This is a genomic window from Curtobacterium luteum (assembly GCF_014646995.1).
In the GTDB taxonomy this organism is placed as follows: domain Bacteria; phylum Actinomycetota; class Actinomycetes; order Actinomycetales; family Microbacteriaceae; genus Curtobacterium; species Curtobacterium luteum.
In genome coordinates this window covers 126953-151766 of record NZ_BMOI01000007.1, presented here as the reverse complement: position 1 = coordinate 151766, position 24814 = coordinate 126953, and the positions used below count along the sequence as shown (strand labels likewise).

General features: G+C 73.1%; 26 protein-coding genes and 1 riboswitch. Of the genes, 11 read left to right on the top strand and 15 right to left on the bottom strand.

From position 1 onward, the window contains the following. Positions 1–8: 8 nt before the first annotated feature. The 4 genes from IEY20_RS09800 (at position 9) to IEY20_RS17305 (ending at position 5015) form a co-directional block, all read left to right on the top strand. A complete protein-coding gene (locus IEY20_RS09800; RefSeq protein ID WP_175327613.1) occupies positions 9–3122 on the top strand; it encodes an alpha-mannosidase in 3114 nt (1037 codons plus the stop codon). Positions 3123–3420: 298 nt separating this feature from the next. Beyond that, entirely contained in the window at positions 3421–4161 is a 741-nt protein-coding gene (locus tag IEY20_RS09795; RefSeq protein WP_175327614.1) for a histidine phosphatase family protein, read from the top strand. Beyond that, positions 4151–4654, top strand: a complete 504-nt coding sequence (locus IEY20_RS17310; protein WP_268239157.1) for an NAD(P)H-hydrate dehydratase — start codon at positions 4151–4153, stop codon at positions 4652–4654. Before IEY20_RS09795 ends, IEY20_RS17310 begins: the two co-directional genes overlap by 11 nt. After that, positions 4635–5015: an ADP-dependent NAD(P)H-hydrate dehydratase gene (locus IEY20_RS17305; RefSeq protein WP_254698945.1), complete on the top strand. Its 381-nt coding sequence runs from the start codon at positions 4635–4637 to the stop codon at positions 5013–5015. The genes IEY20_RS17310 and IEY20_RS17305 overlap by 20 nt, the downstream gene beginning before the upstream one ends. Before the next feature lie 93 nt (positions 5016–5108). Here IEY20_RS17305 and IEY20_RS09785 read toward each other — a convergent pair whose 3' ends face one another. Beyond that, the gene (locus IEY20_RS09785; RefSeq protein WP_175327615.1) at positions 5109–5546 is read right to left on the bottom strand and encodes a YdeI/OmpD-associated family protein; all 438 of its coding nucleotides are present in this window, start codon (positions 5544–5546) and stop codon (positions 5109–5111) included. A gap of 151 nt (positions 5547–5697) precedes the next feature. Between IEY20_RS09785 and IEY20_RS09780 the strand changes: the two genes are divergently transcribed. The 4 genes from IEY20_RS09780 to IEY20_RS09765 are packed head-to-tail and all read left to right on the top strand — an operon-like array spanning position 5698 to position 9780. Next, entirely contained in the window at positions 5698–6837 is a 1140-nt protein-coding gene (locus IEY20_RS09780) for an ABC transporter substrate-binding protein (RefSeq protein ID WP_175327616.1), read from the top strand. Between the two features lie 5 nt (positions 6838–6842). Further along, positions 6843–7811: an ABC transporter permease gene (locus tag IEY20_RS09775; RefSeq protein ID WP_175327617.1), complete on the top strand. Its 969-nt coding sequence runs from the start codon at positions 6843–6845 to the stop codon at positions 7809–7811. Beyond that, on the top strand, positions 7808–8713 hold the full coding sequence (locus IEY20_RS09770; RefSeq protein WP_175327665.1) for an ABC transporter permease: 906 nt from the start codon (positions 7808–7810) through the stop codon (positions 8711–8713). Before IEY20_RS09775 ends, IEY20_RS09770 begins: the two co-directional genes overlap by 4 nt. Then, entirely contained in the window at positions 8710–9780 is a 1071-nt protein-coding gene (locus IEY20_RS09765) for an ABC transporter ATP-binding protein (RefSeq protein ID WP_175327618.1), read from the top strand. Before IEY20_RS09770 ends, IEY20_RS09765 begins: the two co-directional genes overlap by 4 nt. A 120-nt stretch (positions 9781–9900) precedes the next feature. On the opposite strand, the gene IEY20_RS09760 is transcribed toward IEY20_RS09765, so the two are convergent. After that, positions 9901–10380 (bottom strand): NUDIX hydrolase, encoded by a 480-nt coding sequence (locus IEY20_RS09760; protein ID WP_022903777.1) that lies wholly within the window; start codon positions 10378–10380, stop codon positions 9901–9903. Positions 10381–10435: 55 nt separating this feature from the next. Between IEY20_RS09760 and nagB the strand changes: the two genes are divergently transcribed. Next, positions 10436–11224, top strand: a complete 789-nt coding sequence (nagB, locus tag IEY20_RS09755; RefSeq protein WP_031273571.1) for a glucosamine-6-phosphate deaminase — start codon at positions 10436–10438, stop codon at positions 11222–11224. 9 nt (positions 11225–11233) lie between these two features. Here the strand turns inward: nagB and IEY20_RS09750 are convergent, their stop codons facing one another. Further along, positions 11234–12403, bottom strand: a complete 1170-nt coding sequence (locus IEY20_RS09750; protein WP_175327620.1) for a MalY/PatB family protein — start codon at positions 12401–12403, stop codon at positions 11234–11236. Positions 12404–12566: 163 nt separating this feature from the next. On the opposite strand from IEY20_RS09750, the gene IEY20_RS09745 reads away from it, so the two are divergent. Next, entirely contained in the window at positions 12567–14162 is a 1596-nt protein-coding gene (locus IEY20_RS09745) for an MFS transporter (RefSeq protein ID WP_175327621.1), read from the top strand. A 10-nt stretch (positions 14163–14172) separates the two neighbouring features. Here the strand turns inward: IEY20_RS09745 and IEY20_RS09740 are convergent, their stop codons facing one another. From IEY20_RS09740 to IEY20_RS09695, 10 genes are all read right to left on the bottom strand, one after another. Then, entirely contained in the window at positions 14173–15189 is a 1017-nt protein-coding gene (locus IEY20_RS09740) for a BLUF domain-containing protein (RefSeq protein ID WP_175327622.1), read from the bottom strand. After that, on the bottom strand, positions 15186–15974 hold the full coding sequence (locus IEY20_RS09735; protein WP_175327623.1) for a PP2C family protein-serine/threonine phosphatase: 789 nt from the start codon (positions 15972–15974) through the stop codon (positions 15186–15188). Before IEY20_RS09735 ends, IEY20_RS09740 begins: the two co-directional genes overlap by 4 nt. A gap of 138 nt (positions 15975–16112) precedes the next feature. Further along, on the bottom strand, positions 16113–17108 hold the full coding sequence (locus tag IEY20_RS09730) for a CU044_5270 family protein (protein ID WP_175327624.1): 996 nt from the start codon (positions 17106–17108) through the stop codon (positions 16113–16115). Then, the gene (locus IEY20_RS09725; protein ID WP_175327625.1) at positions 17105–17686 is read right to left on the bottom strand and encodes an RNA polymerase sigma factor; all 582 of its coding nucleotides are present in this window, start codon (positions 17684–17686) and stop codon (positions 17105–17107) included. The genes IEY20_RS09730 and IEY20_RS09725 overlap by 4 nt, the downstream gene beginning before the upstream one ends. A gap of 78 nt (positions 17687–17764) precedes the next feature. Then, the gene (gene nagA / locus IEY20_RS09720) at positions 17765–18937 is read right to left on the bottom strand and encodes an N-acetylglucosamine-6-phosphate deacetylase (RefSeq protein WP_229727975.1); all 1173 of its coding nucleotides are present in this window, start codon (positions 18935–18937) and stop codon (positions 17765–17767) included. Then, the gene (locus IEY20_RS09715) at positions 18934–19332 is read right to left on the bottom strand and encodes a YrdB family protein (RefSeq protein ID WP_175327626.1); all 399 of its coding nucleotides are present in this window, start codon (positions 19330–19332) and stop codon (positions 18934–18936) included. The genes nagA and IEY20_RS09715 overlap by 4 nt, the downstream gene beginning before the upstream one ends. A 5-nt stretch (positions 19333–19337) precedes the next feature. After that, positions 19338–20216: a formyltetrahydrofolate deformylase gene (gene purU / locus IEY20_RS09710; RefSeq protein WP_175327627.1), complete on the bottom strand. Its 879-nt coding sequence runs from the start codon at positions 20214–20216 to the stop codon at positions 19338–19340. 418 nt (positions 20217–20634) lie between these two features. After that, positions 20635–22050 carry an MFS transporter gene (locus IEY20_RS09705; RefSeq protein WP_204620581.1) on the bottom strand — a complete coding sequence of 472 codons (1416 nt, stop codon included), beginning with the start codon at positions 22048–22050 and terminating at the stop codon, positions 20635–20637. After that, on the bottom strand, positions 22047–22472 hold the full coding sequence (locus IEY20_RS09700; RefSeq protein ID WP_175327629.1) for a MarR family winged helix-turn-helix transcriptional regulator: 426 nt from the start codon (positions 22470–22472) through the stop codon (positions 22047–22049). The genes IEY20_RS09705 and IEY20_RS09700 overlap by 4 nt, the downstream gene beginning before the upstream one ends. A gap of 49 nt (positions 22473–22521) precedes the next feature. After that, positions 22522–22974: a MarR family winged helix-turn-helix transcriptional regulator gene (locus IEY20_RS09695; protein ID WP_175327630.1), complete on the bottom strand. Its 453-nt coding sequence runs from the start codon at positions 22972–22974 to the stop codon at positions 22522–22524. 56 nt (positions 22975–23030) lie between these two features. On the opposite strand from IEY20_RS09695, the gene IEY20_RS09690 reads away from it, so the two are divergent. Beyond that, positions 23031–23930: an NmrA family NAD(P)-binding protein gene (locus IEY20_RS09690; protein ID WP_175327631.1), complete on the top strand. Its 900-nt coding sequence runs from the start codon at positions 23031–23033 to the stop codon at positions 23928–23930. Between the two features lie 3 nt (positions 23931–23933). Here the strand turns inward: IEY20_RS09690 and IEY20_RS09685 are convergent, their stop codons facing one another. Beyond that, positions 23934–24407, bottom strand: a complete 474-nt coding sequence (locus IEY20_RS09685; RefSeq protein WP_175327632.1) for a DUF2017 family protein — start codon at positions 24405–24407, stop codon at positions 23934–23936. After that, entirely contained in the window at positions 24404–24691 is a 288-nt protein-coding gene (gene clpS, locus IEY20_RS09680; RefSeq protein WP_175327633.1) for an ATP-dependent Clp protease adapter ClpS, read from the bottom strand. The genes IEY20_RS09685 and clpS overlap by 4 nt, the downstream gene beginning before the upstream one ends. Positions 24692–24728: 37 nt before the next feature. Continuing rightward, a riboswitch (ZMP/ZTP riboswitch) is annotated at positions 24729–24814 on the top strand.

Here is a 24814-nt window from a genome sequence, read left to right as displayed (position 1 = left end):
ACTCCTCCATGCACTCCGACGAACCGCTCGTCCACGCCCGCATCGCCCGGCTGGTCCGCGACCGCATCGACCCCGCCGTGCACCGTCGCTCGGCGCCGGTGACGGTCGACGCCTGGCAGGTGCCCGACGAACCGGTGCCGTTCGCCACCGCGGTCGCCGCCGACTACACGCCGTTCGACGGCGGCGCCTGGGGCGGGAGGCCCTGGGGCACCACCTGGTTCCGCATCCGCGGCACCGTCCCGGACGACTTCGGCACCGCGCCCGGCACCACCGCCGAACTGCTCGTGGACCTCGGGTTCACGAAGCGGCAGCCGGGGTTCCAGGCCGAGGGCCTCGCCTGGCGGCCGGACGGCACCACGATCAAGGGCATCGAGCCGCTCAACGACACCGTCCCGCTCGAGGTCGGCCCGGGCGGGTCCTTCGAGCTCTACGTCGAGGCCGCGGCCAACCCGGACATCGGCGGCGACGAGTTCCAGGGCGCGACCCCGCTCGGCTCGAAGGCCACCGCCGGCTCCGACCCGATCTACCTCGTCCGACGGATCGAGCTCGTCGAGCGCGACGACACCGTGTGGGAGCTCCAGCAGGACTTCTGGGTGCTCCGCGGACTCATGGCCGAGCTGCCGACCGACGGCACCCGGGGCGCGGACATCCTGCGCGGACTCGAGCGCGCCGCCGACGCCCTCGATCCGGACGACGTCGCCGGCACGGCCGCCGCAGCCCGCGAGGTCCTCGCACCCCTGCTCGCCGTCGGCGCCTCCGGCTCGGCCCAGCGCGCGATCGCCGTCGGGCACGCCCACATCGACTCGGCGTGGCTCTGGCCCGTCCGCGAGACGATCCGCAAGTGCGCCCGGACGTTCTCGAACGTGCTCGACCTGATGGACCGGGACCCCGACTTCACGTTCGCCTGCTCGTCCGCGCAGCAGTACGCCTGGATCCGTGACGGCTACCCGTCGATCTGGGAGCGGATCAAGCAGCGCGTCGCCGAGGGCCGGTGGATCCCGGTCGGCGGCATGTGGGTCGAGTCGGACACGAACCTCCCCGGCGGCGAGGCCCTCGCCCGGCAGTTCGTCGCCGGCAAGCGGCTGTTCCTCGAGGAGTTCGGCATCGACACCCCCGAGGCCTGGCTGCCCGACTCGTTCGGCTACTCCGGCGCCCTGCCGCAGATCGTCCGGGCCGCGGGCTCGAAGTGGTTCGTCACGCAGAAGCCGTCGTGGAACGAGACGAACGTCATCCCGCACACCTCGTTCCACTGGGAGGGCATCGACGGCTCCCGGGTCCTCACGCACCTGCCCCCGGCGGACACCTACAACTCGGACGTCTCGCCCGCCGACCTGCACCGCGGCGAGCGGCAGAACAAGGAGCGCGGCGTCGCGAACACGGCGATGCTGCTCTACGGGTTCGGGGACGGCGGTGGCGGTCCCACCCGCGAGATGGTCGCGGCGGCCCGACGGCAGCACGACCTCGACGGCTCGCCCCGGGTGACGCTCGGCACACCCGCCGACGTGTTCGAGGAACTCGAGCGCGTCCTGCCCGAACCCGCCGTGTGGTCCGGCGAGATGTACCTCGAGTTCCACCGCGGCACCTACACGTCGCAGGTCCGGACGAAGCAGGGCAACCGTCGCTCCGAGCACCTGCTCCGCGAGGCCGAGCTCTGGGCCGCCACCGCGGCGGTCCGGCACGGGCTCGACTACCCGTACGAGGAGCTCGAGGAGGCCTGGCACACCGTCCTCCTCCAGCAGTTCCACGACATCCTGCCGGGGTCGTCGATCGCCTGGGTGTACGAGGTCGCCGAGGCGAACTACGCCCGCGTCGCCGAGGTCCTCGAGGGGCTCATCAGCACCGCGACCACCGCGCTCGCGAACGGCGGCGCCGCGGCGCTCGCCGGGGTCGGCGCGTCCGCAGCGGCGACCGAGGGCGGCGCCACGGGCCTCCTCGACGCCCCCGCCGCCGGCCCCGCGGGCACGGCCGGCGGTGCCGACGGGCGACTCGTCCGCTTCAACGCGTCCCCGGTCACGGCGGGCGGGGTGACCGCCCTGGGCGGTTCGCCGACGGACGAGGCGCGCGCCGTGCCTCCCGTCCGACACGGCGACCACCTCGTGTTCGACACCGGCGTGGTCACCGCGACCATCGACGGGGCCGGACACGTCGTGTCCCTCACGGCGAACGACAGCGGCCGCGACGCGATCGCCCCCGGGTCCGCCGGCGCGGAGTACACGGTGTTCCGCGACACCCCGAACCAGTGGGAGGCGTGGGACATCGACCGCGCCTACCAGCGCAACGGCACGGTCCTGACCGCCTCCGACGTGACGGTCGACGGCGACACCGTCGTCGTGTCGCGCGCGTTCGGGTCGTCGACGATCACCACCCGCTTCTCGGCCGTCGACGGCGAGGCGGAACTGCACATCGAGACCGAGGTCGACTGGCACGAGCACCAGAAGCTGCTCAAGCTCGCGTTCCCGATCGACGTCCGCGCGAGCGTCGCCTCGAGCGAGATCCAGTTCGGGCACATCGACCGTCCGACGCACCAGAACACGTCGTGGGACTCCGCCCGCTTCGAGACGAGCGCCCACCGCTGGGTCCACGTCGCCGAGGCAGGCTTCGGTGTCGCGGTCGCGAACGACTCCACCTACGGGCACGACATCACCCGTGCCACGCGGGAGGACGGCGGCACCACGACCCTCGTCCGCGAGTCGCTCCTGCGGGCGCCGACGTTCCCCGACCCGGACGCGGACCAGGGACACCACGTCTTCCGCACGGTGCTGCGGGTCGGCGCCACGGCGCTCGAGGCCGCCGACTCCGGGTACCGGCTGAACCTGCCGGTGCGGTCGGTTCCCGGGACCACCACGGTCGACCCGCTCGTGACCGTGTCGTCGCCGCAGGTGTTCGTCGAGGCCGTGAAGCTCGCCGAGGACCGCTCCGGGGACGTCGTCGTGCGGCTCTACGAGGCCGCCGGCGGACGCGCGACGGACGTCGGGGTGTCGTTCGGGTTCGACGTCGCGTCGGTCACCGCGGTCGACCTGCTCGAGCGTCCGGTCGAGGCGTCGTCGTGGGGCGCCGGCGAGCCGGTCGTGCTGACCCTGCGACCGTTCGAGATCGTCACGCTGCGGGTCCGGCGGGCCTAGCGGGGTCCCGCCGGTCCCGAGGCAGCGGGGCCGGCGGGGCGCGGGGCGCGGGGCGCGGTCCGCGGTCCGCGGTCCGCGCGTGAGGCTGCGGCGTCGGGGGAGCTCGGGTGCGTTCCCCCGGCGCCGCGTTGCGTCCGCGGGTGTGGGGTGGGTGCTCCCGGGCGTACCCGGTCATCCCGGGCGTACCCGGTCATCCCGGGCGTACCCGGCCGTTCCGGGCGTACCCGGTCGGAGGTCCGCAGCGCTCGCGACGTGCGGCGGCGAACCGATCCAGGTGCCGATCACTACCGTGGCGCGCATGGCTGTCAGGGAGATCTGGCTCGTGCGGCACGGCGAGTCCGAGGCGAACGTCGCGGCCGCCCGCGCCGAGGCCGACGGGGCGGACGTCATCGACGCGGGGCACCGGGACGCCGACGTTCCGCTGAGCCCCCTCGGGGAGCGACAGTCCCGTGCGCTCGGCACCGAGCTCGCGGACCGGGGCCTCGACGACGTGCCCGTCGCGCTCTGGGTGTCACCGTACCTCCGCGCGCAGCAGACCATCACGATCGCGATCGAGCACGGCGCACTCGCCGAACCGGCACGTCGCACCGACGAACGGCTCCGCGACCGTGAGCTCGGTGTGCTCGACCTGCTCACCCGGCAGGGTGTCCGGAACCGGTACCCCGACGAGGAGCGCCGCCGCGAGTGGCTCGGCAAGTACTACCACCGGCCGGCGGGCGGGGAGTCGTGGGCCGACGTGATGCTGCGGCTCCGGTCCGCGCTCGTCGACGTCGACCGGCTCGAGGACACCGACCGGCTCGTCGTCGCCGCCCACGACGCCGTCGTCATGCTGACCGTCGCCGTGTGCCTCGACCTCGACGAACCCGCCCTCACCGAGTTCGCCCGCACGCACACGGTGGCGAACGCCTCGCTCACCCGACTCCGACGCGATGCCGTCGGTGCCCCGTGGTCGCTCGAGGAGTTCTCCTCGGTCGGCCACCTCTACGACGACGAGGTCACCGAGCACGGTGGCCGGAAGGACGATGCTCGTGTCCGCTGACCCCATCACCCCGAACTTCCTCCGTGACTGGGCACTCCCCGAGGCGGGGGTCGGCAAGTACGGTCGCGGGCAGGTCCTCGTCGTCGGCGGCGCGGCACGGACGCCGGGCGCAGCCGTGCTCTCGGCGCTCGCCGCGCTGCGGGTCGGAGCCGGGCGCCTCACCCTCGCCGTCGCGCGGAGCGTGGCGTCGACGGTCGCGGTCGCGGTCCCCGAGTCGGGGGTGGAGCCCCTCGACGAGGATGCCGACGGCCACGTCGCGATCGGTGCCGGTGACGGCATCGCGGACGTGGCCGCCAGCGCCGACGCCGTGCTGATCGGCCCGGGGCTCGACGAGCCGGACGGGACGCGGGACCTGGTGGGCAGCCTGGCCCGGGCGGTCGGACCGGACACGGTCGTCGTGCTCGACGCCTTCGCACTCGGCGTCGCGGCCGACCTCCGACAGGAACTCGAGCCGTTGCGGGGGCCGCCTCGTCATGACGCCGAACTCCGGTGAGGCAGAACGCCTCCTCGGGCGGGCGTGCGGCGAGGACACCGTCGCGGACGCCGTCGACATCGCCGAACGGTTCGGCGCGGTCGTCGCACTCGGTGACGCCATCGCGACGCCCCGCGGCCGGACCTGGCTCAAGGGCACCGGTGCCGGCGGTCTCGGGACGAGCGGCAGCGGCGACGTGCTCTCGGGCGCGATCGTCGGGCTGCTCGCGCGGGGAGCGGACCCGGCGCAGGCCGTCGCGTGGTCGTCGTACGTGCACGCCGCAGCGGGGGACCGGTTGGCCGTGCAGGTGGGGCCGCTCGGCTACGTCGCCAGCGAGCTCGTCACGGAGATCCCGCGCGTCCTGGTCGAGCTCGGCGCCTGATCCGGCCCCGGCCCCGCCCGCCCCTGGCCCCGCCCGCCCCTGGCTCCGCCCGCCCCTGGCTCCGCCCGCCCCTGGCCCGGCAGCCCCGGCCGCCTAGGCCCGCAACGACTCCACGGCCTTCGCCACCCGGCGCGCCCGCGTCTCCGGTGCCTTCGCCGCGAGCACCGGGTCCACCACCGCCCGCTGCCGTGAGTTCGACAGCGTCTCGAACGCCGCCCGCACCCCGGCCGCGTCGAGGGCTGCCGCGAGGTCGTCCGGCACGGCGACCGTCCGCGGCGTCGTGTCCACCTCGAGCGTGACCTCGACGGTGTCCCCGGCCTGCACGCGCGCGGCCTCGCGGTGTGCTGCCGAGAGCGGGACGAGCGACTGCGCCCCCATCACGCCGACGGTCGACCGGTAGGTGTAGCCGCCGTCCAGCGTGACGACCACCGCCGGACGCTTCCCGGCGCCGAGCGCCTCGATGACCTCGGGCGGGACCGGCAGACCGGTGGCCGTCGTCCGTGCCTGCAGGACCGTCGTCGTGAACCGCATGGCGCGAGCCAAGCACCTGAGCGACCACGCCGCAAGAGTTCGGCCCCCGTTCACCGCGCCGCTGCGGACCGGAAACCGGCCCCGGTCATCCTCGTGTCCGACCGAGTCGCACAGTCGTGCGGAACGGACCCCGACCCGGAAGGCACACCCCGTGCAGCACAAGCGCACTCTCGCCGGCATCGCCCTCGCGGCCGCCGCGATCGTCACCCTCGCCGGTTGCTCGGCGACGAGCAGCGCGTCCACGAAGGACGACTCCGACTGGAAGACCGCGACGAGCGCCCAGTCCGCCGGCGGCATGGACGCCCTCGTGAAGGCCGCGAAGGCGGAGGGACAGCTCAACGTCATCGCGCTGCCGCCGTCGTGGGCGAACTACGGCAAGATCATCGACGGCTTCAGCAAGGAGTACGGCATCAAGGTGAACTCCGCGAACCCGAACGGCTCGAGCGCCGACGAGGTCGCCGCGGTGAAGTCGCAGAAGGGCCAGTCGACCGCCCCCGACGTGCTCGACCTCGGCAACGCGGTGCTGCAGCAGAACCTCGACCTCCTCACGGACTACAAGGTCGCGAACTGGTCGGACATCCCGGACAGCCTCAAGGACGCGGACGGCAAGTGGACGCGTGACTACACCGGCCTGATGTCCATCGGCTACGACTCGTCCAAGATCACCGACGCCCCGAAGGACCTGAACGACCTGCTCGGCTCCGAGTACAAGGGCAAGGTCTCGATCGCGGGCGACCCGACGCAGGCGAACCAGGCCGCGTCGGCGGTGTACCTCGCAGCCCTGGAGAACGGCGGCTCGGCCGACGACATCACCAAGGGTGTCGAGTACTTCGGCAAGCTGAAGCAGGCCGGCAACTTCCAGAACGTGCTGCCGACGCAGGCCACGGTCGCCTCGGGCGAGACCCCCGTCGTCGTGCAGTGGTCGTACAACAACCTCGCATGGGGACCGGCCGCCGGCGCATCGGGCAACAAGAACTGGAAGACCGTCGTCCCCGAGGGCCAGGCGCTCGGCTCCTACTACTCGCAGGCCATCAACAAGGACGCGCCGCACCCCGCAGCGGCCCGCCTGTGGCAGGAGTACATCGCGAGCCCCGACGTGCAGAACCTCTACCTGCAGGCCGGCGCCTTCCCCTCGACCCTCGCGGCGCTCGAGAAGTCGGGCAAGGTCGACCAGGACGCCCTCTCGGCCGCCGGCGGCATGCCCAAGGACTACGTCGAGCTGACCGATGACCAGGTCACGGCGGCCGCGAAGGTCCTGGCCGCCAAGTGGTCCGCCACGATGGGGTCCTGACCGGCATGACCACCGCATCGGCACCCGGGGCGCACGCCCCCGTCACCGCCGGGCCCGCCGCCACCACCGCGGCGCCCGCCCCGGCTGCCGGTACCACCGTCCGTCGCGGCGTCGGACCCCGTGTCCGGCGCCGCGGCGGCGTCGCCTGGCTCGGCCTCACCCCGTTCGCCGCGTACGTCCTGCTGTTCCTCGCCGTCCCCGCCGTCATCGCGGTCGGCAGCGGGTTCTTCACCGGCGACGGCACGTTCACCTTCGCCAACCTCGCCGCCTTCGCCGACCCGACGGTGCTGCGGGCCTTCGGGGCGTCCGCCGGTCTGTCCGCGGTCTCCGCGGTGATCGGCGCGGTGATCGGCGGACTCGTGTGCTGGGCGCTCACCGCACTCCGACCCGACGGGCTCGTCCGCTCGATGATCGACGCCGCCTCCAGCGTCCTCGCCCAGTTCGGCGGCGTCATGCTCGCGTTCGCGTTCATCGCGACGATCGGTGCGCAGGGCCTCGTCACCACGTGGCTCGTGTCCGTGTTCCACGTCGACCTCAACGCCGGCGGCGCGTTCCTCTACACGGTCCCCGGGCTCGTCCTCCCGTACGTCTACTTCCAGGTGCCGCTGATGGTCCTCACGTTCATGCCCGCGCTCGAGGGCGTCAAGACGCAGTGGGGAGAGGCCGCGGCCACGCTCGGCGCGTCCCGTGCGACCTACTGGCGGCGCATCGCGCTGCCCGTGCTCGCGCCCGCCTTCTGGGGATCGCTGCTGCTCCTGTTCGCGAACGGGTTCTCCTCGTTCGCGACCGCCGCGGCGCTCATCTCGCAGGGCGGCATCGTCCCGCTGACGATCCGGGCGCAGCTCACGAGCGAGACCATCATCGGGCTGCAGAACGTCGCCGGGGTCCTCGCCCTCGGCATGGTGGTCGTCATGGCCGTCGTCATGGGCGCCTACGCGCTCCTCCAGCGACGCGCAGCGCGGTGGCAGCGATGACCGCGGTGAGCGGCACGGCCGCCGTGGACGCAGCGATCGCAGCCCGTGCCCGGTCCGCGGGCGCGGGTCGGCCGGGAGGCACGGCTCGCCCCGGGCGCTTCGGCCCGGCCCCGTCCCGGGTCACCGCCGCGATCGTGCTGGTCGTCGTCGGGCTCGTGTTCGCCGTCCCGCTCGTCGCCCTCGTGCAGTTCACGTTCCGCCAGGGCACGGACGGCGGGCTCACCCTCGACCACTACACCGCGCTCGCCGACCCGGTGAACGCGACGACCTACCAGCCGGTCTTCGACGGCCTCGTCGCCTCGCTCGTCATCGCGGCCATCACCGTCGCGATCGTCCTCCTCGTGCTGCTCCCGGCGCAGATCATCACCGCGCTCCGCTACCCGAGGCTCCGCCGCCTGCTCGAGTTCGTGTGCCTCGTCCCGATCACCGTGCCGCTCGTCGTGCTCGTCGTCGGGTTCATCCCCGTGTACCAGGTCGTCGCGCAGCTGCTCGGGTCCGGGTCGTGGACACTCGCGTTCGCCATCGGGATCGTGTCGCTGCCGTTCGCGTTCCGCCCGGTCGCCGCCGCCATCAGCGCGATGGACATGACCGTCCTGTCCGAGGCGGCGCGCTCCCTCGGCGCCTCGTGGTGGACGGTCACGTGGCGGGTCCTCCTGCCGAACCTGCGCCGGGGCATCACCGCCGCGTGCTTCCTCACCATCACGGTCGTCCTCGGCGAGTACACGCTCGCTTCGTTCCTCTCCCGCACGACGTTCCAGACCGCGCTCGTGCTCGTGCAGCAGACCGACCCGTACGTCGCCGCGATCTTCTCCGTCGCCGCGCTCGTGTTCGGCTTCCTGCTGCTCGTCGTCATCGGCCGGGTCGGTGCACGCCGCCGGCGCAGCCCGAAGGAGTCCGCATGACCACCACCGCCCCCGCAGCATCGGCGTCGCTCGCGAGCACCGGCGCCACCGTCGAGCTCGACGCGGTCGAGAAGCACTACGGCGCACACCGAGCCCTCGCCGGACTCTCCCTCTCCGTCCGTCCCGGGGAGTTCCTCTCCCTGCTCGGCCCGTCCGGTTGCGGCAAGACCACGGCACTCCGCGCACTCGCCGGACTCGAGGCCGTCGACGCCGGGACCATCCGCATCGACGGGGAGGACGTCGGCACCGTCCCGGTCAACCGCCGCGACATCGGGATGGTCTTCCAGCAGTACTCGCTGTTCCCGCACATGACGGTGCGGCAGAACGTCGCCTTCGGCCTCGAGATGCGGAAGGTCCCCGCCGCCGCCCGCCGCGAGCGGGTGATCGACGCACTCGACATGGTGCACCTCGCGGACTTCGCCGACCGCTTCCCGCACCAGCTCTCCGGCGGCCAGCAGCAGCGTGTGGCACTCGCCCGCGCGCTCGTCACGCGACCCCGCGTGCTCCTGCTCGACGAACCGCTGTCGGCGCTCGACGCGAAGGTGCGCGTCTCGCTCCGCGACGAGATCCGCCGCATCCAGAGCGACCTCGGCATCACCACGGTCTTCGTCACCCACGACCAGGAGGAAGCACTCGCCGTCTCCGACCGGATCGCCGTCATGAACGCCGGGGACATCGAGCAGATCGGGACCCCCGAGGAGCTCTACAGCGCGCCGGTCTCGGCGTTCACGGCCGACTTCGTGGGCCAGTCGAACCGGATGCGCGGCGACCTCCGGGGCGGTGACGTGTTCGTGTACGGCTTCACCGTGCCGGCGCTCGACCGCTCGGCTGCGGACGGCCCGGTCACCGCGTTCGTCCGCCCCGAGGACGTCGCGTTCGCGGTGGAGGGCGTCACCGGCACGGTCGTCTCGTCGAGCTTCCTCGGGTCCGTCCGCCGGACGACGGTGCGACTCGACGACGACACGATCGTCGCGGTGCAGCACGCGGTCGGCGACCGACGTGTCGTCGGCGAGCCGGTCGCGCTCCGCCTGACGGGCGCGCCCGTCGCGGTCGCGCCGCTCGCCTAGCGGGCTCCGCGACCGGGCCGGGTCTTGGCTCCGCACCGACGGACGGGAGGCGCGGTGCGGGCCCGCGCCGTGCCTCCAGACCGGTGGACGGGCGCGTCAGCGCGCCAGCGCGCCAGCGCGTCAGCGCTGGAAGCGTGTCGCCACCTCGTCCGAGAGCGCGGCGTCGACCCGGGCACGCATGTCCTCCGACATGGGCGGGAGGGCATCGAGCCGGAACCAGGCAGCCTCGGTGTTCTCGCCGTCGGCCGGGAACGGCGTGCCCGAGACGTACCGGAACGCGAACACGAGGTCGAGGTACTGCGCACGGTCGCCGTTCGGGTAGGTCATCTCGGGCAGGACCCGGACCCACGCGAGCCGCTCGGCCTCGGCGACCACGTCGGCCTCCTCGAGGACCTCGCGGGCAGCGGCGACGGCGGGCTCCTCGCCCGGGTCGACGATCCCGGTCACCGGGGTGTAGGCGCCCGTGTCCGCCCGCCGGACGACGAGGAGCTCACGCTCGGCGCCCGTGCCCCGGGTGACCACGGCCGTCACGCCGGTGAGCCACAGCGGGGCGTTCCCGATCCGCTCGCGGAGGGCCAGGACGAAGTCGGGGGTCGGCATGGCACCACGCTACGGCACGACCCTGTCGCGGACTGGTCATGACCAGTATGGTGTGATCGTGGAGATCATCATCCTGCCCACGCCGGCGGAGGTCGGTCGCGTCGCCGCGGCCAAGATCGCGTCGGTCGTCGCGAAGAAGCCGTCCGCCGTCATCGGACTCGCCACCGGGTCCAGCCCGCAGGGCATCTACGCCGACCTGCAGCGCCGCGTCGACGCCGGCGAGATCGGGTTCGCCGAGGCCCGGGGCTTCGCGCTGGACGAGTACGTCGGCATCCCGCTCGAGCACCCCGAGTCCTACGCCTCGGTGATCGCCCGCGACGTCGTCGGTCCGCTCGGGTTCGACCCGGCGCGCGTCCGGGTTCCTGACGGCCGCGCTGCGGACCTCGAGTTCGCCGCGAAGGAGTACGACGCCGCGATCCGTGCCGCCGGCGGGGTCGACGTGCAGATCCTCGGGATCGGCGCGAACGGGCACATCGGGTTCAACGAGCCGACGTCGTCGTTCGCGTCCCGCACGCGCATCAAGACCCTCGCGCCGTCCACCCGCGCGGCGAACGCCCGCTTCTTCGACTCGCCCGACCAGGTGCCGACCCACTGCATGACGCAGGGGCTCGGCACCATCCTCGAGGCCCGCGAGCTCGTGCTCGTCGCGCAGGGCTCGGCCAAGGCGGACGCCGTCGCGGCCGCGGTCGAGGGGCCGCTGTCGTCGTTCGTCCCCGGGTCGGCGCTCCAGCTGCACGAGCACGCGACCGTCGTCGTGGACGAAGAGGCGGCCGCCGGCCTCCGACTCGCGGACTACTACCGCTACACGTACGACAACAAGCCGGCGTGGCAGCGGTTCGAGTGAGCCGGCGGGTCAGCGGGCCGTCGCGAGCCTGCTGAGCGCCTCGTCGAGCGTCTCGGCCGAGCAGCCGAAGTTCAGCCGCACGTGTCCGGCGCCCTGGCGACCGAAGTCCAGGCCTCGTGACAGCGCGACCCGCGCCCGGTCGACCAGGACCGGCGCGGGGTCGTCACCGAATGGCAGCGCGCCGAGGTCGACCCAGGCGAGGTACGACGCCTGCGGCTGCCGGTACCGGGCGCCGGGCAGCACCTCCCCGAGGCGTTCGGCCAGGGTCCGGCGGTTGGCGGCGAGTTCCGCGAGCAGGGACGCGAGCCACGGTCCGCCCGCACGGAAGGCGGCCACGCTCGCGGTGTAGCCGAGGATGCCGGTCCGCTCGACGACCTCGGCGGGCATCCCGTCGAACCAGGCCCGTGCCCGCTCGGACGCGCCGATCAGCAGGGCGCACTTCGTGCCGGCGAGGTTCCACGCCTTGCTCGCGCTCGTCAGGGCGACGCCGAGGTCGGCTGCCACCGGGCAGGAGTCGAGGAACGGCGTGAAGACCGCGTCCGCGTGGGTGAGCGGGGCGTGGATCTCGTCGGAGACCACCACCGCGTCGTACTCGGCCGCGAGCCGGGCGAGAGCAGCGAGCTCGTCGCGGGGGTGCACCAGGCCCAGGGGGTTGTGCGGGTTGCACAGCAGCACCGTGCGGGCGCCGTCCTCGAACGCCCGTCGGACGCCGTCGAGGTCCATCCGCCAGCCGGCGGTCGTGCTGGACGCGTCCCCGGGATCCGTCGGCGGCAGCAGGGGCACCTCGGTCGCCGAGCCGCCGGCCTCCGCGACGTACTCCCAGAACGGCGGGTAGACGGGCGGCATGACGACGACCTGGTCGCCGGGCTCGATGACCCGGCGGAGCGTCTCCACCGCCGCCACCGACACGTCCGTGGTCGTGCGGACGAGGTCGGGGTCGACCCGCCACGACCACCGCTCGGCGGCGAAGTCGGCGAAGGCCTCCGGGAGCGCCCTGCCGTGTCCCACGTAGCCGGTGTCCCCGTTCGCGACCGCGGCGACGAGGGCGTCCCGGATCGGTTCCGCGAGCACCGCGTCCATCTCGGCGACGAACATCGGCAGGACCTCCGGTGGGTAGGTCGTGTACTTCTCGCTCGTGCGGGTGCGCTGCGCGTCGAACGCGGAGACCATGACGCTCATGCGGCCATCCTCGCAGGCGACGGCGGACCGGGGTACGTGCTGCGCGTGCACGCTGCGGCGGACCGGGGTACGTGCTGCGCGTGCACGCTGCGGCGGACCGGGGTACGTGCTGCGCGTGCACGCTGCGAAGCCTGCACGGCGGTGCGCCTAGCGTGGCGATGTCATGGCTGCCGAACACCGCAAACCCGTCGAGCCCGATGCGGCTCCCACCGTCGCACACCACACCGCCCACCTCGTGGCGGCCGTCGAGGTGCCCTCGACGCCCTCGACGCCCTCGTCGTCGACCGGCCGGGACGCCGACGGTGACCAGCGGGACCGCCGCGGTCCCGACGGCGGCCAGCCGGACCCGAACCGCTGGAAGGCCCTCGTCATCTGCCTGCTCGGCGGCGGGATCGTCCTGCTCGACGTCTCGATCGTCAACGTCGCGCTGCAGTCCATCTCCTCCGGTCTCCCCGGCGCCAGCCCCGAGGCCGTGCAGTGGATCCTCTCCGGCTACGCCCTGGCATTCGGGCTCCTGCTCGTCCCGGGCGGCCGCCTCGGTGACGCGTCCGGACGGCGGCGGATGTTCGTCATCGGCGTCGGCCTGTTCACGCTCGCCAGCGCCCTCTGCGGCTTCGCCCCGAACGGCCTGGTGCTCGTCATCGCCCGGCTCGTCCAGGGGCTCGCCGGCGGTCTGCTCACCCCGCAGGTCACCGCCCTCATCCAGCAGCTCTTCCGCGGCAAGGAGCGGGGCACCGCCTTCGGGCTCTTCGGCGCCACAGTGGGCATCGCCACCGCGATCGGCCCGCTCGTCGGCGGCCTCCTCATCACCGCGTTCGGCACCGAGAACGGCTGGCGCTTCGTCTTCTTCGTGAACCTGCCCGTCGGACTGGTCACGGTCCTCCTGGCCTTCCGGTACCTGCCCGCGGCGCCCAAGACCGAGCGTGGGCGGAAGCACGACTTCGACCCGGTCGGCATCGCCCTGCTCGGGGCTGCGGTGGTCGCCCTCCTGCTGCCCTTCGTCCAGTCCCAGGAGTGGGAGGGCAACGCGAAGTACCTGCTCGTCGTCGCGGCGGTCGTGTTCGCCGTGCTCTTCGTCCTCTGGGAGCGGCACTACGGCCGCAGCAAGGAACCCGTGGTCGACCTCGGTCTGTTCCGGCGCCGGTCGTTCTCGCTCGGGGTCGGCCTCGCCACGGTGTACTTCGCCGGCTTCACCCCGCTGTTCTTCGTCCTCACGCTGGCACTGCAGTCCGGTCTGCACTACTCCGCACTGCTGGCCGGAGCGACGTCGGTGCCGTTCGCGATCGGGTCCGGGATCGCGTCGACCGTCGGCGGGCGCATCGTCTCGCGCTTCGGACGGCAGCTCATCGTCGTCGGCACCGTCCTGGTGCTCATCGGGCTCGGTGGGGTCATCTGGGTCGTCGCGAACCACTACCGGTCGGATCTCGGGTGGTGGCTCGTCGTGCCGCTCCTCGTCGCGGGTGTCGGCTCCGGCCTGACGATCTCGCCGAACCAGACCCTGACGCTGTCCGAGGTGCCGGTCGAGCAGGGCGGTTCCGCCGGTGGGCTCATCCAGGTCGGCGCGCGCGTCGGCTCGGCGATCGGCATCGCGGCGGTCGGCAGCGTCTTCTACTCGGCGCTCGCCAGCTCGAAGGGCGACTACGCGCAGGGACTGCCGCTCGGCCTCGGGGTCGCCCTGGCGTTCGTCGCGGCCGCGCTCGTGGCGGGTGTCGTGGACGTGCTCGTCGGGAAGGCGAAGGGGACCGAGGCGTCGGTCTGACGGCGGTCCGTCAGGACGAGTAGGGTTCCGACCAGCCGGTCCGGAGCCGCTCGGCCGCGCGGGCGAACGTCGCCGCGACGTCCGGCTCCGGGTCGAACAGGTTCTGGATGCGCAGGCCGTCGAACAGGGCGAGCAACTGCTGCGCTCCCTTGGCGGGGTCCATCGTCCTCGGCTCACGGCCGACCACGATGTCGTGCTCCAGCGACGCGCGGATCCCCGCCCGGAACGCCCGGTAGCTGGCGAGGAACGCTTCGCCGGCAGGCTCGCCGGGGTCGGCCGCGGGCGCGAGCGACGAGACGATCAGCCGGTCGAGGGCCGGGTCCTCGGCGAAGGCGACGACGAGCCTTCGGAGGTAGGCGACGGTGCCGTCCGTCACGGCCATCGGCGCGAACGGGGCGATCACCTGGTCCAACCAGGTGGCGAGCGTCGACGCGAGGAGGACCGGGACCGTCTGGTAGTGCTTCGCGACCTCCTCCTCGGACAGGCCCGCCCGATCGGCGACCGCTCCCAGCGATGCGCGCGCCGGACCGACGTCGCGGAGGACCTCGATGGACGCCTGCAGGATGCGGTCGCGGACCGGCCTGGTGCTGCGCCGTGTGGACAGCTGCCCCGGGGGCGTGCGGAGGAACCACTCGAGCAGCGCTCCGGACCGGGTCGCGGTCGAGCCGGGGCCCGGGACGCGCTCGGGGTCGAACAGGTCCACGAAGCCGGGAAGGGCGAGGATCGCCGGGTCGTCCGTGCGGAACGCCATGGACCAGTCGGCGAAGGCCCGGTGTTCGATCGGGTCGTCGAGCACGACCTGCACGTCGACGTTCGCCGGGTCGGCGGCGACCTCGCGGACACGGTCACGGACCACCTCGGCCGGCCCCTCCACGATGCCGAACACGTTCACGTCGTCGAGCGCGAGCACCCCGGTGATGCCGAGGTCGGCGTTCCGAGCGCGCTCGACGGCCAGGAGCCGCAGGAGCCCGGCCTGGTCGAGCCGGCCGGTCCGGGCCGTCGTGAACACGAGGGATCGGAGGCTCATCGTCGTGTGCTCCCTTCGGGGCCGTCCGGTGTGGTCCGCCCGGCGGTGCCGTGCTCCCGTCGGAGCGCGACGAGCGTGAGGTCGTCGTCGACACGCTCCGGGGCGCTCGCCATGAACGCCGCGAGTCCGTCCGTCAGCGTGGGGACGGCCACGAGCCGGGCCGCCAGGTCGGTCAGGGTGTCGAAGGTCGCGTCCGGGAGCTCGAGGATGCCGTCGGACGCGCAGACGAGGACGTCCCCGGGGCCCAGGTCGACGTGCCGGGGGAGCCGCGCGAACCCCCGCGGCTGCAGTCCGATCGGGAGGTCGACCGACGCGATGCGCTCGGTCCGCCCGTCAGCGTGCCCGATCGCGGCGAACCCGTGGCCCGCGTCCACGAACTCGACCGCGCCGTCGGCCAGGCGGACCCTCGCGTGGAACAGCGTCGCGAACGCCGAGGCGCGCTCGAACCGTGCCCGGACGGCGTTCTCCGCCCCCTCGACCGCGACCGCGGGGTTCTCCCGGGCGAGGGCGTCGAGTGCGCCGAGGAGGTTCGCGGCGAGGAGTCCCGCCGGGGTCCCCTTCCCCATGACGTCACCGAGGGTCAACGTCGCCGACCGACCGTCCGGTGCGACGACGATCTCGGCGAGGTCGCCCGACACGCCGGCCGCTGCGCGAGAGGCGGACGCGGACGTCCACCCGGTCGTGTCGACGGGCACCGGTCGGAACGCTGCCTGGACGGAGCGGAGTCGCGCGGTCTGGTCGAGACCGGCATCCTCGTCGTCGTACAGGTCCTGCAGCAAGCCCACTCCCGCAACCTACCGTGCGGCTTGTCCACGATGCGCGTACCGGCGATGGGCCTCGCCGCTGGCGAAGTCGATCGCACCCGGTCCCCACGAGACGGTGGCGCCCGGGGAACCCGGACGCCACCGCTCCGTACTGCCCGGTCAGCCCTGCGGGACCCGGTCCACCACGGACGTCGTGACCGCGGACGAGTCGAGCACCGTCCCCGTCGGGAGCACTCGGCTCGCCGAGCCGGTCAGTGTCCGCGAACCGAGGTACGCCCCGCTGTCCGGGTCGATCACGATCTCCGAGTGCTCGCCGTCGCGGTTCGGCTCGTCCCGGCCGATCGCGGTCCCGGTGCGGCCGTCGAGCGTCACCGCGTCGTGGGTGATCGTCGTCCCCGGGATCTTCGCGAGGACCTCGTACATGGCGCTCCGGAGGTCCGCGGGGACGAGCCCGGTCGCGAGGTCGTCGGAGATCAGCGTCGTCATCGCCTCCGCGTGGCTCACGGAACCGGTGGCGTGCTCCGACACCCACGCGTACAGCTCGTCCGGGTCCCTCGGCATCTCGGTCAGGTGCGCCGGGGTCCACTCCGAGTACCCCTCGAACTGACCGCTCGCTCCGCGCAACGTCTCGGTCGGGTACGGGGACCCTTCGTCCTTCCACTCCGCGGCGGCCTCGGTGGCGGAAGCGGCGGGGAAGAACCGTGTCGGCTCGCCGGACGTGCGCACGAGGGTCCACTCGGCCGACACGTCAGCGGGCCGGTACACCGTGATCGTGTACGGCACGAGCGCGGAGTACCTGTTCGCGTCACCGAAGAACGCCTGGCTCTCCCGCTTCGTCGACACCTCGAGGTACTGCCCCGGCCCGACAGTCGGGTCACTCGCCCGGACGGCCTCGTCGGCGGCCCTGCGCAGGACCTCGGCGGCGGTGGCGGCCTGCGGGTGCGACCCCACGACCGGCACGCGCTCGGTGGTCCCGGTCAGGTCGCCGCCGACGATGACCGTGGCGAGTGCGGTGACCGCCGCGACGGACCCGACCGCCCCGAAGGTCCAGCGGGAGCGGCGGTGACGGCGGACCGTGCGGTCGAGCACCGCGCGTCGGATCGGACGGATGGCTTCGTCGAGGGCGGCACCCTCGGGCGGCGGTGCGGTGATCACAGTGTCTGCTCCATCTCGTGCAGCGCGCGGCTCGACTTCAGCTTCGCGCGGGACCGTTGGATGCGCTTGCGCGCGTTCGTGGGGGTGAGGCCGAGCATCGCGGCGGCCTCGTCGTAGGACCGGCCCTGCAGCAGACAGAGCTCGCAGAGTTCGCGATCGGGTGACTCGAGCGCGGCGATCTCCGCGCGGACCCACCGCAGCTGGTGCACGGCTTCGTCGTGCGCGACCTGGCGGTACCAGGCCTCGGACGCACCGCTGTGCTCGTCGACCTGGTCGGCCCGGTTCGACCGTCGCTGCCGGTTCGTGTTCATCGCGACGTACCGCGTCGTGGTCAGCAGCCACGGCAGCGCGGATGCGCCGACGAGCCCGATGTCCTTCCGTCGCCGCCACGCGACGAGGAACGTCTCCTGGACGATGTCGTCGACGTCCGACCGCTCGTCGGCGAGCCCCCACGCGTAGCGGAAGACCGCCCGCGAATGCCGGTCGAGCAGTGCGGTGTACGCCTCCCCGTCGCCCTTCGCGACGGCGGCGACGAGTGCTGTGTCCGGGACGGTGCCCGGCCCCCTCTGTGTGTTCACGATTGCCTCCGAACAGTGAGTGTCCGGATGCGCCCCCGTGTGACAGATCCGTTCCCGAGCGACGCGGCGGCCGGACGATCAGCCGATCGGACGCCCGGCTCCCCACACCCGCGTCACCTCGAGCGCCGGCGTCAGCGCCACGAGGTCGGCTGCGTAGCCGGGGGCGATCCTGCCGAGCCGGTCCTCGAGCCCGAGTGCCCGCGCGGGCACCGCGGTCAGTGCCGCTACGGCGTCCGGCAGTGACCGCCCGGCGAGGGCGACGGCGTTGCGGAGTGCCTGGTCCTGCGTGAGGGTCGACCCGGCGATGGTCTCGGTTCCGGCGACGAGGGCGACCCCGTGCTCGACGGTCACCGCGAGGGAGCCGAGCGTGTACGAGCCGTCAGCTGCCCCGGCGGCGCCCATCGCGTCGGTCACGAGCGCGACGCGGCCGGACGCGGCGTCGAGCAGCAGGGACGCCACCGACGGGTGCACGTGCACGCCGTCGAGGATGAGCTCGAGCGTCACCCGGTCGTCGGCCACCGCGGCGGGGATCGGGCCCGGCGCGCGGTGGTGGATGCCCGGCATGGCGTTGTACGCGTGCGTGAGCAGGGTCGCGCCGGCGTCGAACGCCGCACTCGCCTGTTCGTACGAGCAGACCGTGTGGCCGACGGCGACGGTGACCCCGGCCGCGACGAACCGCTCGATCGCGTCGAGTGCGCCGGGGAGCTCCGGGGCGATCGTGACCTGGCGGACCACGCCCGCGCCGGCACCGAGCAGTGTGTCGACGGCGTCGGGTGTCGGGTCGAGCAGGAACGCTGCGTTGTGTGCGCCCTTGTTCTGCGGGGAGAGGAACGGCCCCTCGAGGTGCACACCGAGGACGAGCGGGTCGGACGCCATGACCTCGCGGACACGGTCGAGCGAGGTCACCAGGGCGTCGAGCGGGTTCGCGACGAGCGACAGGACCGACCGGGTCGTGCCGTGCGCCCGGTGCACCGCGAGGGCCGCCGCGAAGGACTCGTCCTCGTAGGACGCGCCACCGCCGCCGTGCCCGTGCAGGTCGACGAACCCGGGCACCAGGACGGCGTCACCGAGGTCGACGACCTCGTCCGCCGCGGGGACGTCGGGGCCGGAGCCGACCGCACGGATGACGTCACCGTCGACGAGGACCCAACCGTCGGCCGTGGTGCCGGCCGCGTCGACGACGCGGGCCGACCGCACCAGCGTGCGCCGTGCCTCCAGGCCGGACCCGTCGGCGACGCCGATGCCGGTCACCGCGCCTCCCGGCGGAACTGCACCACGCCGGACACCGCGGCGACCACGATGAAGACCAGCCCGACGACCGGGTGCCCGATCGACACCCAGGCGGCACCGGCGGCGACGACGAGTGCGACCTCGACGATCGTCTTGCCGACGATGTCCGTCTCGACCGGGGACCGCGGCGAGCGGAAGAAGAACCACACCACCGCGGCGAAGAGCGGGGCGCCGACGATGAAGAACAGCGCCGGCAGCGGGAACGGCCAGGCGAGGTAGCCCCAGTAGCCGAGCGAGAACAGGCCGAACGCGCACACCACGGCCCGGAGGACGTCCCAGGCGCCGGTGCGTCGGGGGCGGACGGCGTGCGGGCCCGGGGTCTCGGACCAGTCGACGGGGCTCTGCGGTGCGGACACGGTGCCTACTTGAAGATGATGGTGCGGGCGCCGTCGAGGAGCACGCGGTCCTCGGCGATCCACCGGACGGCCTGGGTGAGCGTGCGGGACTCCTCGTCCTGCCCGATCGACACGAGCTCGGCGGGGTCCTTCGTGTGGTCGACCCGGACGACGTTCTGCTCGATGATCGGCCCCTCGTCGAGGTCGCTCGTGACGAAGTGCGCCGTCGCGCCGATGAGCTTCACGCCGCGCGCGTGCGCCTGGCGGTAGGGGTTCGCTCCCTTGAAGCCGGGGAGGAACGAGTGGTGGATGTTCACGGCACGGCCCTCGAGCGCGGCGCAGAGCCCCGGCGAGAGGATCTGCATGTAGCGCGCGAGGACGACGAGCTCGATGTCGAGCTCGTCGACGGCTTCGAGGATCCGCTGCTCCATGTCGTGCTTCGTCTCGGCGTCGGTCACCGGACGGTGCTCGAACGGCACCGAGTAGAACGACGCGAGCTCCTGCAGGTCGGGGTGGTTCGAGAGGACGAGGGGGACCTCGATCGGCAGCTGTCCACCGCGCTGCCGGTACAGCAGGTCGTTGAGGCAGTGTCCGGCCTTGGACACGAGGACGAGCGTGCGGAGGGGCCGCCCGACCACGTCGAGCTGCACCCGGGCGTCGTAGCGCTGCACCACGGGTTCGAGGGCGTCCTCGAAGGTGGCGCGGTCGACCGGGGCCATGACCTGGAGGCGCATGAAGAACGTGTTCGTGTCGGCGCTCGAGAACTGCTGCGACTCGGTGATGTTGCCCTGCGCGGCCACGACGGCTCCGGACACGGCGTGCACGATCCCGGGACGGTCGTCGCAGACGAGGGTGAGGGTCCAGTGCGTGAGGGCCGCGGTGTGCGCGGGCGTCGGGTCGGTCACCGGATCAGGGTACCGGGCACGCTGTCGCGCGCCGGCCCGGCGGTGCTGCTCGGCCCGGGGCGGCCTGATGGCCGGGCTGCACGTCCAGGGTCGGCCTGGAGGCGCGGTGCGGGTCCGTCGGTCCGGCCGCGGCTCCGGGGAGGTCGCGCTGGCGGTCCGGCCGGGAGACGCGGGCCGGATCCGGGTCGCGACGCTTGCCGCCTGGGGGCGGCCGCCTGGCGCGTGCCGTGCGCCACGCAGCCCGCGCCGCGCGCGGACGATGCGATCGGTCCGTGGCAGTTCTGGTTCGCGAACGCCGCGTTGATCGAACCGGAACTGCCACCTCACGGAAGGGCACGGCGTTCGCGACGCTGCGGGAGCCGTGCCCGCGCGACGTGGCAGACACCACCGCGTACTTCGCGGCCGGGTCCGGAGACGGTCAGACCACGTCCGGACGGGACAGCGCGCGGTCGGCGATCGTCAGGACGCTCGCGAGCACAGCGACCCCGACGATCACCCACGCGAGCACGTGCAGGTCCGGGGTCGTCGGGGCCGTCCCGAACACCCCGCCGATGAGCGAGGACGCCCCGATCGCGCCGATGTACACACTCGTGCGCGAGAGCCCGGCCGCGGTCCCGATGTACTCCGCCGGCACGACGCGGTAGAGCGCCGCCTGGTTCGACACCGAGGCCAGCGCTTGCGGGACGCCGAACAGCGCCGGGGCGAGGAGGAGCAGCACCACCGGCGACCCCGTGTGCAGGAGCAGCAGGAGCAGCCCGCCGACGATCGGCACCACGGCCGCGGCGATCAGCGGACCACGGACGGCGGTCTTCCGTGCGACGAGGAACGACGCCACTCCGGCGACGACCGCCGCGGGCAGCTGGAGGTACCCCGCGACGTCGCTCGGGTAGCCGGCGACGTCCTGCACCCACTGCGAGAAGCCGTAGGTCATCGTGTAGGCCAGCAGGTACACGAGGAACAGCCGCAGGTAGGTCCGCGAGAGCGCGCCGTTGCGGGCGAGCATCCGCACGTCGACGAACGGCTTCACGGCGCGCAGCTCCCAGACGACCAGCGCGACGAGCAGCACGACGGCGGTCCCGAGCAGCCACCAGAGCCCGGCCGAGAGGTCGAGCAGGAACACCAGGAGCGCGGACACCGTGCCGGTCATGAGCAGCATGCCGACCGGGTCGAGCGCGGTCAGGACGGGCAGGTCGTCGTCCGTGCGCGGGCGGAGGCGGTCCGACGGCAGCCACAGCACCGACACGACGATGCCGAACACGGCGAGCGGGACGTTCACGAGGAAGATCGCGTGCCAACCGAACGCCGCGATGAGGGCGCCGCCGAGGGGTGGCCCGGCGGCGGCGGAGACGAGCGACGTGATCGACAGCGCACCGAGGACGAGCGAGGGGGTGGGCTTGCCGATCCGTGTGGAGTGCTGTCGCAGCGTGGTCAGGGCCGCCGGGTACGCCGACGACGTCCCGATGCCGATGAGCACCCGCGCGGTCACCGCCCCGCCGAACCCGGTGAGGATCTCGGGGACGAGCCCCGCGACGCCCACGATGACGAGCCCGGTGAGGAACACCTTCTTCGGGCCGAAGCGGTCCGCGAGCTTGCCCATCGTCGGTTGCGCCACGGCACTCGCGAGGTACAACGCCGCCACGAGCCAGATGGCCTGCGCGGCCCCGATCCCGAGGTCCCGGGAGATCGGCGCGAGCGCGACGGACACCATGGTGGTGTTGATCGGGTTGAGGAGCGGGCCGACGAGGACGGGGACGAGCAGCTTCGGGCCGAAGCCGCTGCCGCCGCCGTCGGTCGGAGCGGGCGCGGGGACGGGGACCGGGGCGGTCGCGGTCACGGTTCCACCAGCGACTCGAGGATCTCCAGCGAGCGGGCCACGGTCGCGCGGTCCTCCGGGGTGAGCGCGGCCAGCCGGTCCGCGAGCACCCGGCTGCGGGCCGACCATGCGTCCTCGCGCGCGGCTGCGCCCGCCGGGGTCGCGCGGACGAGGGTCCGTCGCCCGTCGGAGGGGTCCTGCCGGCGCTCGGCGTACCCGAGGTCGACGAGCGCCTGGACGGTCGCGCCCATCGACTGCGGACGGACGCCCTCGGCGCGTGCGAGGTCGGCGACCGTGCTCTCGCCGTACCGGAGGAGCCGGCCGAGCGCCGCGGTCTGCGAGGCCGTGACCTCGTCGGACTTCCCGGTGAGGAGCGTCCGACGGATGCGCCCGTGGATCGTCAGCAGTGCACTGGCGAGGTCGGCGGCGTCCTGCAGGGTCATACCGCCACGGTACTACTTCGACAGGAGGACTTGCAAGGCTGCCTGTCAATCAGGGAACCACGTCCGCGGGGCCGGTCGCATCCCCGACGAACGGCGCCAGGATCGCGGACAGGGGCTCCGCGTCGCCGGCGAACCACGAGTTGCTCGCGAGCACGACCGGGAACGCCTCGGCGAGCAGTGCCCGACCCGTGCTCGTCAGGGTGATCCGGGACGGCCGTCCGCGTCCGCGCTCGGGGCCCCGGTCGAGCAGTCCGCGGTCCGCGAGTGCCGCGACCAGGGTGGTGACGCTCTGGGGGCGGATGCCGACCGCACGGGCCAGTTCGGCCTGGGTGAGCCGCTCGCCGGCCGCCAGCTGCACGAGTGCCCCGAACTCGACGGGGCTGAGTCCCAGCGGTGCGAGCACCTCACCGAGGCGTCTGGCGAGCGTGCGGGCAGCGCGGATCACCGTCCATGCGGCGATCGCGTCGACGTCGTCGCGCGTCGCTGAGAACTCCCGGGGCACGACCCCAGGCTACCGGCGTAGCCTTTGATGTCAGAAAACTGATACTAGGGAGGATCATGGTGCAGCACAGCGACGGCGTCATCGCCGTGACCGGGGCCACGGGTGACGTGGGCGGTCAGACCGTCGAGCGACTCCTCGGCGCAGGAGCCCGCGTCCGCGTGATCGCGCGCCGCCCCGAACAGGTGGACGCGTTCACCACACAGGGCATCGACGCGCGCCTCGCCGACCTCGGCGACCGCGCGGCCCTGACCGCGGCGCTCGACGGCGTCGACCAGCTCTTCCTCGTCACGGCCGCGACGCCACGGCAGGCCGAACACGGGCGGACCGCCGTCGACGCAGCCCGTGCTGCCGGTGTCCGCGCGGTCGTCCACCTGTCCGGCGGGGACGCAGCCGAGCACTCGCCGATGCCGTGGGCCGCCGCCATCTGGCAGGTGGACGAGTCGATCCGAGCGAGTGGGCTCGAGCGGACGATCCTCCATCCGTCCGGGTTCATGACGAACCTCGTGGCGTCCATGCCGGCGATCCGACGCGGGATCTTCCCGCAGACGATGGGCCGCGGCGTCATCGGGTGGATCGACACGGCCGACATCGCCGCCGTCGCCGCGACGGTCTTGCTCCGCGGCGACCACACCGGTGCGGAGCCCGTGCTCACCGGCCCCGAGCTCCTCGACGGCCCTGGTGTCGCACGCGGGCTCGCGGAGGGGCTCGGGCGACCGGTCCGCTACCTCCACCTGCCGAGCCGGGTGTTCCGGACCGTGCTCCGCGCGAGCGGGGTCGACGCCTGGCAGGCCGAGGGCCTCCGTCAGCAGTTCGGTCGAGTCGCGCGACGGGGCCTCGACGGCGTGGACGCGTTCACCGACGAGGTCGAGCGCATCACCGGGGAGCCTCCCCGCTCGCTCGCGGACTGGGCTCGCCGGCACCGCGAGGAACTGCTCGGTCCCCGTGCCGCTGCCTGACGCTCACCGACCGGTGATCGTGCCGACCAGGTGCTCCTGCACGTACCCGACCCAGTCGTAGACGTCCCGCAGGCCGACCCCGGCCTCGGCGCGGTACGACGCTTCCTCGCTCGCCGCGTCGGTGATGCCGAGGCGTTCGGCGATCGTGAGCCGGAGGTCCGTCAGGCACCGCAACCACGCCTGCTCGTCCGTGGGGGAGAACCCGCCGTCGCGCACCCCGGTCAACCACTCGTGCACGACCGCCGCGTTCGACGTCTTCTGCGTCAGCAGGTCGGACTGCGTCCACCGACGGAACTCCGCGCTCGCCGCATCGTCGTCCGGGTACGCGTCGGGGAACATCCGCGTGGCCACGGGGTCCGCGGAGAGGTCGCCCGCGAGCACCTGCTGGAGCTGCTCGGTCAGCGACGTCAACACCTCGCGCTCGCCGGAGGACAGCACGAGGTGGACGCCGTCGGCGCGGCGGACGAACGGGATCACGGGGCCGGCGCCCGGTCGACCGTCGCCTGCAGGCCGTAGCCGTGCATGGCCTCGACGTGGGCCTCCATCGCCTCGCGTGCGCCGGTCGCCACGATCGCCCGACCGTCCTCGTCCACCTGGTGCATGAGCCGCTCCGCCTTCGCCCGTCCGAACCCGAAGTAGGACTGGAAGACGTAGGTGACGTACGACATCAGGTTGACCGGGTCGTCCCAGACGACGGTGACCCACGGGGTGTCGGAGCGGGTCGTCGTCCGCTCGTCGACATCGGGGCTGGTCAGGGTCATGCCACCAGGGTGACACGAACCGGTGCGCTCGGTACGATCGTGGGGTCGCGACTGGCGTTGGATGGGTCACCATCGGGGAGCGACACTTGACACGGTGCGCGGCCGTACGCCTGGGCCGCGCCC

Coding starts and splice junctions, on each gene's coding strand:
- IEY20_RS09740 (WP_175327622.1), bottom strand. CDS start 15,189: ATGAGCCTCCGATCCCTCGTGTTCACGACGGCCCGGACCGGCCGGCTC.
- IEY20_RS09785 (WP_175327615.1), bottom strand. CDS start 5,546: ATGCGGTTCACGACGACGGTCCTGCAGGCACGGACGACGGCCACCGGT.
- IEY20_RS09750 (WP_175327620.1), bottom strand. CDS start 12,403: ATGAGCGTCATGGTCTCCGCGTTCGACGCGCAGCGCACCCGCACGAGC.
- IEY20_RS09775 (WP_175327617.1), top strand. CDS start 6,843: ATGACCACCGCATCGGCACCCGGGGCGCACGCCCCCGTCACCGCCGGG.
- IEY20_RS17305 (WP_254698945.1), top strand. CDS start 4,635: ATGACGCCGAACTCCGGTGAGGCAGAACGCCTCCTCGGGCGGGCGTGC.
- IEY20_RS09690 (WP_175327631.1), top strand. CDS start 23,031: ATGGTGCAGCACAGCGACGGCGTCATCGCCGTGACCGGGGCCACGGGT.
- clpS (WP_175327633.1), bottom strand. CDS start 24,691: ATGACCCTGACCAGCCCCGATGTCGACGAGCGGACGACGACCCGCTCC.
- IEY20_RS09795 (WP_175327614.1), top strand. CDS start 3,421: ATGGCTGTCAGGGAGATCTGGCTCGTGCGGCACGGCGAGTCCGAGGCG.
- IEY20_RS09760 (WP_022903777.1), bottom strand. CDS start 10,380: ATGCCGACCCCCGACTTCGTCCTGGCCCTCCGCGAGCGGATCGGGAAC.
- IEY20_RS09800 (WP_175327613.1), top strand. CDS start 9: ATGCACTCCGACGAACCGCTCGTCCACGCCCGCATCGCCCGGCTGGTC.
- IEY20_RS09700 (WP_175327629.1), bottom strand. CDS start 22,472: ATGACCCTGCAGGACGCCGCCGACCTCGCCAGTGCACTGCTGACGATC.
- IEY20_RS09770 (WP_175327665.1), top strand. CDS start 7,808: ATGACCGCGGTGAGCGGCACGGCCGCCGTGGACGCAGCGATCGCAGCC.
- IEY20_RS09745 (WP_175327621.1), top strand. CDS start 12,567: ATGGCTGCCGAACACCGCAAACCCGTCGAGCCCGATGCGGCTCCCACC.
- IEY20_RS09765 (WP_175327618.1), top strand. CDS start 8,710: ATGACCACCACCGCCCCCGCAGCATCGGCGTCGCTCGCGAGCACCGGC.